Below are 12,354 nucleotides of genomic sequence, written 5' to 3'. Positions count from 1 at the left end.
TTGAATAAAACTATGAATAACCTTGATGCAATCTTTAAAAATTTTCTGGGGAAAGCACCGGAGTGGTACAAAATCAGTATTCTTGCCTTTCTTATCATCAACCCGTTACTCTACTTTTTTATTAGCCCGTTTATTGCCGGCTGGGCGTTGGTTGCGGAGTTCATCTTTACCTTAGCAATGGCGCTCAAATGCTACCCGTTACAGCCCGGAGGTTTGCTGGCAATTGAGGCACTTGTCATCGGTATGACTAAAGCCGATCACATCAAGCACGAAATAATGGCAAATTTTGAAGTTATCCTGTTGCTGATGTTTATGGTGGCAGGTATCTACTTTATGAAACGCTTGCTACTTTATATCTTTACAAAACTCTTAGTCGCCATTCACTCGAAAAAAATCCTCTCCCTCGCCTTTTGCCTTAGTGCCGCCTTTCTCTCCGCTTTCCTTGATGCACTCACTGTGATTGCCGTGATTATCAGTGTCGGAATGGGCTTTTATAAAGTGTATCACAAAGTCGCCTCCGGCGGCGGATTTGAAGAAGAAGGGGATGAATCCTGCCACGATGACCAACTCATCAACAATAAACAAATTCTTGAACAGTTTCGAGGCTTTCTGCGCAGCCTGTTGATGCACGCCGGCGTAGGCAGTGCCTTAGGTGGAGTAATGACAATGGTCGGCGAGCCGCAAAATTTAATCATTGCCAACCAATCCGGCTGGGGCTTCGGGGAATTTTTCCTGCGTGTTGCACCAATCAGCGTGCTGGTGTTAATCAGCGGCGCATTAACCTGCTATTTTTTGGAAAAATACAAACTTTTCGGCTACGGCGACCGCTTGCCACGCAAAGTTTGGGTGGTATTAGCGCAATACAATCAACGTAAAGAGCAAGAGATGACCAAACAGGATCGCCTAAAACTGGTCTTTCAAGCTATTGCAGGCGTATGGTTGGTTATCGGTTTAGCCTTACACCTTGCCGATGTCGGCTTAATCGGGCTTTCTGTGATTATTTTTGTAACCGCTTTCTGCGGTGTAACCGATGAACATTCCCTCGGCAAAGCCTTCCAAGAATCACTGCCGTTCACCGCTTTATTGGTCGTCTTTTTCTCGATCGTTGCCGTAATTGTCGATCTCAAATTATTTGACCCGATTATTCAATATGTACTTTCCGCCCAAGAAAGCTCGCAGCTGGCACTGTTCTATATCTTTAACGGTTTACTGTCAATGATCTCCGATAACGTGTTTGTCGGCACAGTCTATATCAATGAGGCGAAAACCGCCCTTGAAGCAGGTGTTATCGGGCGTGAGCGATTCGATTTAGTCGCCGTCGCAATCAATACCGGTACTAACCTGCCGTCTGTTGCCACACCTAACGGGCAAGCCGCTTTCTTATTCCTGCTGACCTCTGCGATCGCACCTTTAATTCGTTTATCCTATGGACGAATGGTCTATATGGCATTACCATACACCCTTGTACTGTCATTGGTCGGCTTCTTCGCATTGGAAGTGTTATTGCCGGGTCTGACCACCTTAATGACAGAATGGGGTTGGTTAATCACTCGTTAATTCAAGGATTCGTATGTTTGCTTATTTTAAAGATCTCTCATTAAGCCGCAAGGCGTGGTTTCTGCTCACCATAAGTTGCTGTGCGTTAGAAGCTACCGCCTTATATTTTCAGCACGGAATGGGGCTTAAGCCTTGCGTAATGTGCATTTACGAACGGCTGGCACTCTTTGCTATTCTAGCCGCCGGCATACTGGGCATACTCGCCCCAAAAATCACTTTAGTACGCTGTGCAGCCTTGGCATTAGGGCTATACGGTGCAATCAAAGGGCTGTTGCTTGCCCTCAAACATACGAATTATCAGCTTCACCCTGCCCCTTGGAATCAATGCTCGCCTTTTGTGGATTTTCCCGATACGCTACCGTTGCATAAATGGTTTCCCTATGTGTTTGAAGCAACCGGTGATTGTGGCAAAATCAGTTGGCAATTTTGGGGGCTTTCAATGCCACAGTGGCTGATTGCTATTTTTGCCGTTTATTTGGTGATATTTGTGCTGATTACGCTTAGCCAGTTTAAACGCACACGCAGACAGCGGGATCTTTTTCATTAAGCGGGTTTTGCAAAAAACCATCGTAAAACGACCGCTTGCAATGCAAACGGTCGTTCAACTTTAACCATTATCCTGCTAAACGCAGGCACTGAAATTATAGGCTTTCAGTGAAAGTACGGGTGATAACATCACGTTGTTGTTCCGGTGTTAAAGAGTTAAAACGCACCGCATAACCTGATACACGGATTGTTAATTGCGGGTATTTTTCCGGATTTTTCACCGCATCTTCTAAGGTTTCACGGCGTAATACATTCACGTTTAAGTGCTGACCGCCCTCAACCTTAATAGTCGGCGCAACATTTACCGGTACTTCACGATAAGCGATTTGACCTAACTCGCTGATTGCGATAATTTGGTCTTCTTGGAAATCACCTTTTGCCGCTAAGCAACGGGCTTCGTTTTTTTCTTCATCTAACAGCCAGAAAGAATTTAACAAGTTTTTGTTTGCAGACTCGGTGATTTGTACGCCTTTGATCATTTTAAGCTCCTAGTAGGGTTAAATATTAAAAAAGTTGAAATTTTCAAAAATATTTGAGTATTCTAACCTGAAACGGATAAAATGCGAGAGATTTTTGAGCATTTTTTAGAAAAATTAAGTAAACGAGCAAAAAACAAACGAATTTTAACAACCCTATTTCAACCCCCAACAATCTATTAACAGGTAAGACGATGAAAACGTGGACAGAAGCCATCGGCGATGAAAAAGCCCAACCTTATTTCCAGCAAATTCTCCATTATGTGCATAATGAACGGTGCACAGGTAAAACCGTTTACCCACCTCAAAATGAAGTGTTTAGTGCCTTTGCGCTGACTGAATTTGAACAGGTGAAAGTCGTCATACTCGGGCAAGATCCCTACCACGGCCCTAACCAAGCCCACGGCTTATCTTTCTCGGTCAAGCCCGGTATTGCACCGCCGCCCTCGCTGCTCAATATGTATAAAGAGTTAGCCCAAGATGTGAATTTTCAGATACCGCAACACGGCTATTTGATCGACTGGGCAAAACAAGGCGTGCTAATGCTCAACACCGTATTAACCGTTGAACAGGGCAAAGCACACTCCCACGCCAATATCGGCTGGGAAACCTTTACCGACAAGGTTATTCACCAACTCAATCAACATCGGGAAAAACTGGTGTTCTTGCTATGGGGAAGCCACGCCCAGAAAAAAGGGCAATTTATCGACCGCCACCGCCACTGCGTACTCACGGCATCTCACCCATCGCCGCTCTCCGCTCATCGAGGTTTTTTCGGTTGTCGCCACTTTTCCAAGGTCAACGACTATCTTCGTTCACAAGGGCTTAGCGAAATCAACTGGCAATTACCGCTCACCCTTTAGCCATTACAAGCGGTAAGTTTTGCGCCATTTTCTGCAAAATGCTGCCGCTTTGACACAAATATGGGGAATGCCATATCAGCAATTCAATGTACTTAAACGAACGCTGCATAGCGTCCCTATACAGCTATTAGAATAGCTGTTTGATCTACTACCGCAATTTTCTTAATCTCAAACGGATCTAACCGCTTGCTAGGCGTTGCTGTATTCGGTTTTTTGGTCGAGCCAGCGGCGGATAAGTTTTTCCGCCGTATCAGGTTGTTCTAAAATCAGCCGTTTGGCGTAGGTCTGCACTAAGGGGATCATCTTGCGATCACGCATCAGATTGGCAATCTTAAACTCCGCCATTCCCGTTTGTTTTGTGCCAAGAATTTCGCCCGTGCCTCGAATTTCAAGATCTTTTTCGGCAATCACAAAGCCGTCTTGGCTATCTCTTAACACTTGCAAACGTTTGCCGGAAATTTTGCCGAGCGGCGCTTTATACATCAAAACACAGTGGGAAGCGGTTGCGCCCCGCCCGACACGTCCACGCAGTTGGTGAAGCTGTGCCAAGCCTAGTCGCTCGGAATTTTCAATGATCATCAAACTGGCATTCGGCACATCAACCCCAACCTCAATCACGGTGGTTGCCACCAGCAAATCAAGATTGCCCTGTTTAAATTCCGCCATAATCGTTTGTTTTTCTTGGGGTTTCATTCGCCCGTGCACTAAGCCTATGCGTAAATCCGGCAATGCCCGTTGCAAATCTTCTGCCGTAGCCGCTGCTGCTTGTGCTTCCAGTACTTCTGACTCGTCAATCAAGGTACAAACCCAATAGGCTTGACGCTTTTCCTGCTTACAGGCGTGGTAAACCCGCTGAACAATTTCCGCCCGCCGATCTTCCGAAATCGCCACGGTTGTAATCGGTGTACGCCCCGGCGGTAATTCATCAATAATGGAGGTGTCCAAATCCGCATATACGGTCATCGCCAGTGTGCGAGGAATCGGGGTGGCGGTCATAATCAGTTGATGGGGATAAACATCGTCCTTTGCGCCCTTTTCCCGTAAGGTTAGCCGTTGATGCACGCCGAAACGGTGCTGTTCGTCAATAATCACTAATGCCAAATGGTGAAATTCAACCTGATCTTGAAACAAGGCGTGTGTGCCGATGATCATTTGCACGCTACCGCTTTGGATTGCTTCTAACTGGGCTTTACGTGCTTTCCCTTTCACTTTACCTGCCAGCCAGCCCACTTCAATCCCGAAAGGTTGCAGCCAGTTGGCAAAATTATGGGCGTGCTGCTCGGCAAGAATTTCGGTGGGTGCCATTAGTGCTACCTGCTTGCCGTTATCAATCGCCAATAATGCGGCAAGGGCTGCCACTAGGGTCTTTCCCGATCCGACATCGCCCTGTACCAAACGCATCATCGGGTGGGCGCGGGCAAGATCCTGCTCTATCTCCGCCACCACTCTACGCTGTGCATTGGTCGGCTGAAACGGTAGCGTGGCGAGAAAGCGGGTTTTAAGCTCCGTTTGATATTGCAACGGCTCGGCAAAATGTTGTTGCACGCCGATACGGATTTGCTGCATTGCCAAATTATGCGCCAATAATTCCTCAAAAATCAGCCGTTTTTGTGCCGGATGCTCGCCTTGCTCTAATTGTGCGGAGGAAATACTCGGTGGCGGGCGGTGTAACAGTTGCAGTGCCTGTTTGAGACTATATCGGTGGGGATTAAATTCATCGGGTAATAGTTCGGCAACTTGAACTTTATCCAATAGCGCCAAGGCTTGATCGGTCAATTTGCGCAGCGCCGCCTGCTTTAGACCTTCGGTTGTGGAATAAATCGGGGTAAGGGTTTCTGCCAATACAAGCGGTTGGTTGCCGCGAATAATTTGATATTCGGGGTGGTGAATTTCCGCCATATAACGCCCTCGTTTAATCTCACCAAAGGCTTTCACCCTTGTCCCTGCAGCAAGGCTGTTTTTCATTCCGGCATTAAAATTGAAGAATTTGAGATTAATTTTGCTCGTGCCGTCCGACAAGGTAGTCGATAAAATCGGGCGTTTGCCGAACTGCACTTCGGTCAGTTGTACAATACCCTCAATGGTTGCATAAGACTCGGGGCGTAAATCGGCGATCGGCGTGATGCGGGTGCGATCTTCATAGCGGATCGGCAAATGGAACAGTAAATCCTGCACGTTATTGATGCCGATACGGCTAAGTTTTTCCGAAATTGCCGCCCCAACCCCTGATAATGCCGTAAGCGGCACGCCGTCTAATAACTGTTGCACCATTTTAGCCACACCGTCAGAATTAAAACTTTTGCAAATTAAAGGGGCGAACGCACCGCTTGCACCGTACCGGGTAAGTGGCTGATCTTCGCCAAAATATCGTCCAGATGAGCTTTACTTTGCACCGCCACCCGCAATAAAACTTGGTATACGCCGCCTTCTCTCGCTTGGCTTTGAATACTCAAAATATTGCTGTTTAATTTGGCGATTGTGCCGGTAATATCCGCCAACACGCCTTGTCGATTTAAAATATCCACGCAAATTTCCGCTTCAAATTCCGCCTGTTGATCTTGAGCAAGATCCCAATTAACCGGCGTATAGTGGCGTTTATCGCTGATATAATCCTTCACATTACGGCACATCACATTATGAATCGTCAAGCCTTTGCCTGAATTGATATGGGCGATAATGTCATCACCCGGTACCGGCAAACAACACTGGGCAAAGCAAATCAAGCCGCCTTTTCCGCCGCCAATCGCTAGCGGGCGAACGCCCTCTGTGGTCGGCATATCCACTTCCATTGCTTGCCCGCTTAGGTAGTGGGCAACCACACCGCTGATCTGATTACCCAAGCCGATTTCTGCTAACAGATCGTCAAAACTTGTCAATTTCAGCTCTTTCAGCAGTTTATCAATCACAAGCGGGTCGATCGTGTCGAAAGTTTGCAACTGGAGCGATAATAGTAGCTGACGGCGACCAAGGGCAATCGCATCGCTGCGTTGCTGGCGTTTTAAGGTATTCCGAATACTTGAGCGGGCTTTGGCAGTTACCACAAAATTAAGCCATAACGCATTGAGGCATACAGTGTCGGCAGTGAGAATTTCAATCGTTTGCCCCGATTGCAGCGGCTCGGACAACGGATAAGGCGAGCGATCCACCATTGCACCAATGCAGCGATCGCCAATGTCGGTATGCAACGCGTAGGCAAAGTCCACCGCCGTCGCATTGGCAGGCAGTTGAACAATCCGACCTTTCGGGGTAAAAACATAAATATCGCTGGAAAAGAGATCGGATTTGACGTTCTCAATAAATTCAGCGGAATTGCCCGCACTCTGCTGCATTTCCACAATGCTTTTGAGCCATTGATGCACTCGTAGCTGCACGCTGGTACTTTCCTGCCCCTGATAACCCCAGTGTGCCGCCACACCGAGCCGAGCCTGTTGATCCATTTCTTCGGTGCGAATTAATACATCGACCGGCACACCTTTCGGGCCAATCATTGAAGTATGCAGTGATTGATAACCGTTGGTTTTCGGCACGGCAATATAATCTTTCACTTGGAAAGGGCGTGGCTTATAGAGAGCGTGCATTTGCCCTAACACTCGGTAGCAATTGTCCAGCGACTCCACCACCACCCGAAACGAGTAAATATCTAAAATTGAGTTAAAACGCTGCTCTTTTTTACGCATATTTTCATAAAGATAATAGAGCGGACGTTCCTTGCCGTAAAGGCGGGCTTTAATTCCCACTTCTTGCAGTCGGGTTTGAATATCGCGGCTGATACGGGCGATCATCTCTTGATGTGTGCCACGGGCGGTTTCAATCGCTTTTTTAATCACACAATAGCGGTAAGGATACATTGCCTCCAAGCAGAGATCTTCCAACTCATTTTTAATATGTTCAATACCTAAGCGGTGGGCAAGGGGAGTGTAGATTTCGAGGGTCTCTTTGGCGATCCGGCGGCGTTTATCCGGGCGCAACGCCCCAAGGGTGCGCATATTGTGGGTGCGGTCTGCCAACTTAATCAAGACCACCCGCACATCTTTGGTCATCGCCAAAATCATTTTGCGGAAATTTTCCACCTGCGCTTCTTGACGGGTACGGAATTTCAGTTTGTCTAACTTGGATACGCCTTGCACGATTTCGGCGGTACTCACGCCAAATTCCGCTGCCAACTGCTCTTCAGTATAGGGGGTATCTTCAATCACATCGTGCAACAACGCCGCCATTATTGCCTCGTGGTCGAGTTTCATTTCGGCAATAATGCCCGCTACCGCCACCGGATGCGTAATATACGGCTCGCCGCTGGAGCGAAACTGCCCTTCGTGCGCCTGTTTGGCAACCTCATACGCCCGCTTCACCATTTGGATTTGCGCTTGCGGCAAATAGCGTTGAATAATCTGATTTAGACTGTCAAAAATCTCCATACCTCACCCCGAATAATCTGATCTCAATCCCCTAGATACAAAATGGGCAGTGGGAAATACAACGTGAAGACGTTTGCATTATCCACTGCCCATTTCTGCAATGGCGACAACTAGGCTTTTGCTTGAACGTCCGCAAGGAAGGAAATCGCTTCTCGTTCTGCCACTTCTTGCTTAAGCGCTTCAATATTTTCTTGCTGATCCATAATTTGATTATTAATCAAGCCTTCCTCGATCTCACGCAATGCAATCACGGTCGGTTTATCGTCTTCTTCCGGTACAAGCGGTTCACGAGTGTGAAGCTGTAATTGTCTTGCACGGCGTGCTGCGGTTAAAATTAAATCAAAACGGTTGCCAATTTTCTCTACTGCGTCTTGTACGGTAACACGAGCCATTATCTACTCCGAATGTTGCAAAATTTGGGAATGTAAAAGATCGGGTATTATACCGAACTTATTAACCGGATACAATTCATCTGCCGTATTTTATCGCTGTCATTTAATTGTCAAAAATTATTTTTATACTCTGCCTATCCCCACCATTGCAAAAGGACATCAAATGACATACGCCAAACTATTCACATTCATCAACACTGCGGTTTTATTTAGCCTTACCGCAATTGCCGCTCCACAAAAATTTGAGGCTCAACTTGCCGGCTACGCTATTTTGCAGGCACAAACCTTTATTGCCACCCCAAAAGAGGCGGGCGAGCATTTTAACCTCAGCGGTAAATTCACCCAGCCGGGTAAGCGGCTTGATACGCCTTACAGTCAATCGGCTAAATCCGGACAATTTCGCCAAACCAATCTTAAATTGCCTTTTGAAAATCAAGCGGTACAAGGGCATTCCGGTATCAAAGTGATGCCGGACGGCACAGTTTGGCTGCTGACCGATAACGGCTTCGGCACCAAGAAAAACTCTGCCGACAGTGCTTTATTTATCAATCAATACCGCATTAATTGGGAAAAGGGTAATCTTGAGCGGCTACGCACGGTATTTTTGCAAGATCCGCATAAAATCGTCCCGTTTCCGATCCAGAATGAAAATACTGCTACCCGTTATTTAACCGGAGCGGACTTCGACCCTGAAAGTATTCAGATCCACAACGACCATTTTTGGATTGGCGAAGAATTTGGGCCTTATCTGCTTGAAGCCGATCAAACGGGCAATATTGTCGCCATTTATGACACGCTGCTCGACAGCCACCCGCTACGTTCTCCCGATAATCCGGCGCTCACGCTACCGTCCTCGCCCGACAAACCCTTGCCGGACTTTCAAGTCAAACGTTCAAAAGGCTTTGAAGGAATGGCAAAATACGGTTCAACGCTCTACCCAATGCTCGAAGGTGCATTATGGGACAACGAAAAACAGCAATATGAAAACGTGAAAGGTAAGCATTACTTACGCATTCTAGAATTCGATCTCGACCGAAAAGCCTACACGGGCAAAAGCTGGCAATACCCTTTGGAATCCAATCTCCACGCCATCGGCGATTTCAATATGATCAACGCACAATACGGACTGGTGATTGAACGGGATAACCTTGAAGGCACAACCGCCTACCCTTGCCTAAGCGATGATAAAACCCACTGTTTCGATCAATCGGCAAAATTTAAGCGTATCTACAAAATCCGCTTGGCAGACAACGGCATTGCCGAAAAAGTCGCTTACATTGATTTAATGGACATCGCCGATCCCAACAAGATTGCCCGCAACCCCCTAGTGAACGGGCGGTTTGTTTTCCCTTTCTTTACTATTGAAAATGTGGATATCGTCGATGAAAATCATATTATTGTCGGCAACGATAATAACCTGCCTTTCTCCGCCAGCCGAGAGCCGAACACCGTTGATGATAACGAATTGATATTATTGAATGTCGGCGAGTTTTTAAAATAATTTGCAAAAAATGGGGGAGAACCGACCGCTTGCTGATTTAGCGGTCGGTATTTTGCCGGATTATGCCCAAGTTACCGAAGTAAATCCGTTATAGACTGCCCCCATAAATAAAATGCCGATAATCACCAGTATCATTTTTTCACTGCGGCTTAGATTCAACTTTTTACCTTGAGATTGATAACGTGAATACAGGAATAATGCAATGCCCGGCACATAGAGTAATACGGAGAGCAGCAGGTAATCCAAACCTGCGGCATATAGAATCCAAAGCCCGTATAGTGTGGCGATAAATCCGGTTAATTTAATGTACCATTTGCTGTTTTGTTGAACGGCTAACTTTAACAGGTAAGCGCCGATTAAAAGGTAAGGCACTAAAATCATTGAGGTTGAAATGAGCAACAGTGCGTTGTAGCTTTTGCCGGTTAGTAATACCAGTATTAGGCACAGTTGAACAATAAATCCGGTAAACCATAGGGCGTTAATTGGTGTACCATTGGCATTGCGTTTATCTAAGATTTTAGGAAACGCGCCGTTTTTCGCCCCACGATAAGGCACTTCGGCGGCATACATTGTCCAACTGATATAAGAGGCTAATACCGATACAATTAAGCAACAGGTAATGATGATTTTTCCCGATGAACCGATGATATACGCCAATAACCCTGCCATAGAGGGATTAGACATTGCGGCAATCGTTTCGCGGGGTAAAATCCCTAAGGAAAGCACCGTAATCGCAATATATAATGCTAAGGCAATGATAATGCCTAATACCGTTGCGATGCCGACATCCGAGCGTTTTTGAGCGTGGGCTGACAGCACGGAAGCGCCTTCAACGCCGGTAAACACCCATAGGGTAATCAGCATTGTATTTTTTACTTGATCGGTGATGGGGCTATTTAATTGCAACGCTTGCGTATCTTGGTTGAAAGTATCCGGTGAAAATGCCCAAATTGCCAAGCCGATAAACAAGATCAACGGAAATACTTTCACAAAAGTGGCGATAAGATTGACTGTTGCCGCTTCTTTTACGCCCTTAGCAATTAGAATATGCACTAACCAAAGGATAGCGGAAGTGCCGATAAACGCCGCCACCGTATTGCCTTGCCCGAAAATAATCCGATCGGGGCGATCGGTAAAAGTTCCAATACCTTCAAACGCCACCACTAAATAGCCGACAATGCCGATGGTCGCACATAGCCAATATCCCCAAGCCGACATAAAGCCCATTAGCTCGCCAAAACCTTCACGGGCATAGGTATAAATGCCGCCGTCTAAATCGGGGCGTAAGCGGGAAATAAAGAAAAAACAAAGCCCTAAGAAAATGATACCGACGCCGGTGATTGCCCAACCGATCATAAGTGCTTCCGCGCCGGCAACTTCCGCCATATTTTGCGGCAAGCTGAAAATGCCTGAACCAATCATTGAGCTTAGCACTAAAGCCGTGAGCGAAATTAACCCGATTTTTTTGTGAGGCATCCTGTTCCCCTATTTTAGTTTAGTGATTGTTTAAATGTTCGGACAAATAGCGGATATGTTCTGTGCCGATACCACAGCAACCGCCGATAATTGTAGCCCCTGCCTGTTGCCACGTTTTTGCCCATTGATAGTAGGCAGGCGGATCGAGATCGGCCCGCACCTCGTCTAAGCCGTCATTTGCGGTCGCATTTTTCGGCTGCGGTGCAAAAGCATTGGCGTAAGCACCGATTTGGATATGTTCTGCATTATGTTGAATAAGGGTTTGGCGGGTGATCTGAAGTGCTGATGCAATCACTTCGGGCTGACAACAATTAAATAAAATTGCCCCAACCGCTAATTCAATCATCTTTTCGACCGCTTGCTGCACCGTTTCCCCCGAGCGTAAACAAGGTTGTGCAGAGGGTTCGTCATCTTGTAAGGTAAATGAGACCCAGAGCGGACGGTTATCCGGTAGTAACGGCTTGATCGACTGTGGTTCAATGATGCTACTTTGGGTTTCGCATAGCCAAATATCCACATAAGGCGAAAGCCCTTTAATAAGCGGTAATGCAATCTCATTCACCCGTGTGGCTTGAAACAAATCGGGACGGTAAGAACCAAATAACGGCGGGATCGAGCCGGCAATTTTGACACCCGCAACGTTCGCCTTTTTCACCGCATTGCGCGCCAGCTTCCCCGCTAAATCTGCGAGGGTACGGCTATCGGTTTTAAACCGCTGTTCGCCGATATGGAAGGGAACAAGCGCATAGCTGTTGGTAGTAATAATGTTTGCCCCGTTCAGAATAAAATCTTCGTGTACCTGCTGAACCGCCTCAGGTTGCTCATAAAGTGCCAATGCCGACCATTCAGGCTGGCGAAAAGGTGCATTCAGCCGCATTAATTCACGGCTCATTCCACCGTCAAGGATAGTGATCATCGTTGTGTTCTCAAACAAAAAGTAAAAAAAGACCGCAAAAACGCGGTCAAATTAAGCCCTATTATGTAGTGAATGCACAAAAATAGCCATTTTAACAGAATGTAGGGACACACTACGTGTGTCCTTTATAAAAATCAAATTATTTCAATAGGTTAAAATCCGGACACACGCAGTGTGTCCCTACAAGTGAACAAAAAACAACTTTGTGCAAC

At 46.6% G+C, this 12,354-nt stretch carries 10 protein-coding genes; 4 read left to right on the top strand and 6 right to left on the bottom strand.

Translation table 11 applies throughout. From position 1 onward, the window contains the following. The first annotated feature begins 12 nt into the window (after nt 1-12). The gene (gene nhaB / locus RO21_RS02670) at nt 13-1,557 is read left to right on the top strand and encodes a sodium/proton antiporter NhaB (protein WP_047976259.1); all 1,545 of its coding nucleotides are present in this window, start codon (nt 13-15) and stop codon (nt 1,555-1,557) included. A gap of 13 nt (nt 1,558-1,570) precedes the next feature. Beyond that, the gene (dsbB, locus tag RO21_RS02665; RefSeq protein ID WP_047976258.1) at nt 1,571-2,104 is read left to right on the top strand and encodes a disulfide bond formation protein DsbB; all 534 of its coding nucleotides are present in this window, start codon (nt 1,571-1,573) and stop codon (nt 2,102-2,104) included. 94 nt (nt 2,105-2,198) lie between these two features. Here dsbB and grcA read toward each other — a convergent pair whose 3' ends face one another. Beyond that, complete coding sequence (gene grcA / locus RO21_RS02660) at nt 2,199-2,582, bottom strand: autonomous glycyl radical cofactor GrcA (RefSeq protein WP_047976257.1); 384 nt, start codon at nt 2,580-2,582, stop codon at nt 2,199-2,201. Nucleotides 2,583-2,773: 191 nt separating this feature from the next. On the opposite strand from grcA, the gene ung reads away from it, so the two are divergent. Next, nucleotides 2,774-3,442: a uracil-DNA glycosylase gene (gene ung / locus RO21_RS02655; RefSeq protein ID WP_047976256.1), complete on the top strand. Its 669-nt coding sequence runs from the start codon at nt 2,774-2,776 to the stop codon at nt 3,440-3,442. 189 nt (nt 3,443-3,631) lie between these two features. On the opposite strand, the gene recG is transcribed toward ung, so the two are convergent. From recG to rpoZ, 3 genes are all read right to left on the bottom strand, one after another. After that, nucleotides 3,632-5,713: an ATP-dependent DNA helicase RecG gene (gene recG / locus RO21_RS02650; protein WP_047976255.1), complete on the bottom strand. Its 2,082-nt coding sequence runs from the start codon at nt 5,711-5,713 to the stop codon at nt 3,632-3,634. Nucleotides 5,714-5,748: 35 nt separating this feature from the next. After that, complete coding sequence (gene spoT / locus RO21_RS02645; RefSeq protein WP_047976254.1) at nt 5,749-7,857, bottom strand: bifunctional GTP diphosphokinase/guanosine-3',5'-bis pyrophosphate 3'-pyrophosphohydrolase; 2,109 nt, start codon at nt 7,855-7,857, stop codon at nt 5,749-5,751. A gap of 110 nt (nt 7,858-7,967) precedes the next feature. Then, entirely contained in the window at nt 7,968-8,249 is a 282-nt protein-coding gene (gene rpoZ, locus RO21_RS02640) for a DNA-directed RNA polymerase subunit omega (protein WP_047976253.1), read from the bottom strand. Between the two features lie 163 nt (nt 8,250-8,412). On the opposite strand from rpoZ, the gene RO21_RS02635 reads away from it, so the two are divergent. Beyond that, a complete protein-coding gene (locus tag RO21_RS02635) occupies nt 8,413-9,750 on the top strand; it encodes an esterase-like activity of phytase family protein (protein WP_047976252.1) in 1,338 nt (445 codons plus the stop codon). 60 nt (nt 9,751-9,810) lie between these two features. Here the strand turns inward: RO21_RS02635 and RO21_RS02630 are convergent, their stop codons facing one another. Continuing rightward, complete coding sequence (locus RO21_RS02630; RefSeq protein ID WP_047976251.1) at nt 9,811-11,226, bottom strand: basic amino acid/polyamine antiporter; 1,416 nt, start codon at nt 11,224-11,226, stop codon at nt 9,811-9,813. A 19-nt stretch (nt 11,227-11,245) separates the two neighbouring features. Continuing rightward, nucleotides 11,246-12,142, bottom strand: coding sequence for a homocysteine S-methyltransferase family protein (locus RO21_RS02625; protein WP_047976250.1), 897 nt, complete (start codon nt 12,140-12,142; stop codon nt 11,246-11,248). Nucleotides 12,143-12,354 lie beyond the last annotated feature (212 nt).

Source organism: Muribacter muris, from assembly GCF_001038205.1.
GTDB classification, from domain to species: Bacteria; Pseudomonadota; Gammaproteobacteria; order Enterobacterales; family Pasteurellaceae; genus Muribacter; species Muribacter muris.
The sequence above is the reverse complement of the archived record's forward strand: the minus strand, read 5'-3'. Positions and strand labels throughout refer to the sequence as shown.

Coding starts and splice junctions, on each gene's coding strand:
- nhaB (WP_047976259.1), top strand. CDS start 13: ATGAATAACCTTGATGCAATCTTTAAAAATTTTCTGGGGAAAGCACCG.
- dsbB (WP_047976258.1), top strand. CDS start 1,571: ATGTTTGCTTATTTTAAAGATCTCTCATTAAGCCGCAAGGCGTGGTTT.
- grcA (WP_047976257.1), bottom strand. CDS start 2,582: ATGATCAAAGGCGTACAAATCACCGAGTCTGCAAACAAAAACTTGTTA.
- ung (WP_047976256.1), top strand. CDS start 2,774: ATGAAAACGTGGACAGAAGCCATCGGCGATGAAAAAGCCCAACCTTAT.
- recG (WP_047976255.1), bottom strand. CDS start 5,713: ATGGTGCAACAGTTATTAGACGGCGTGCCGCTTACGGCATTATCAGGG.
- spoT (WP_047976254.1), bottom strand. CDS start 7,857: ATGGAGATTTTTGACAGTCTAAATCAGATTATTCAACGCTATTTGCCG.
- rpoZ (WP_047976253.1), bottom strand. CDS start 8,249: ATGGCTCGTGTTACCGTACAAGACGCAGTAGAGAAAATTGGCAACCGT.
- RO21_RS02635 (WP_047976252.1), top strand. CDS start 8,413: ATGACATACGCCAAACTATTCACATTCATCAACACTGCGGTTTTATTT.
- RO21_RS02630 (WP_047976251.1), bottom strand. CDS start 11,226: ATGCCTCACAAAAAAATCGGGTTAATTTCGCTCACGGCTTTAGTGCTA.
- RO21_RS02625 (WP_047976250.1), bottom strand. CDS start 12,142: ATGATCACTATCCTTGACGGTGGAATGAGCCGTGAATTAATGCGGCTG.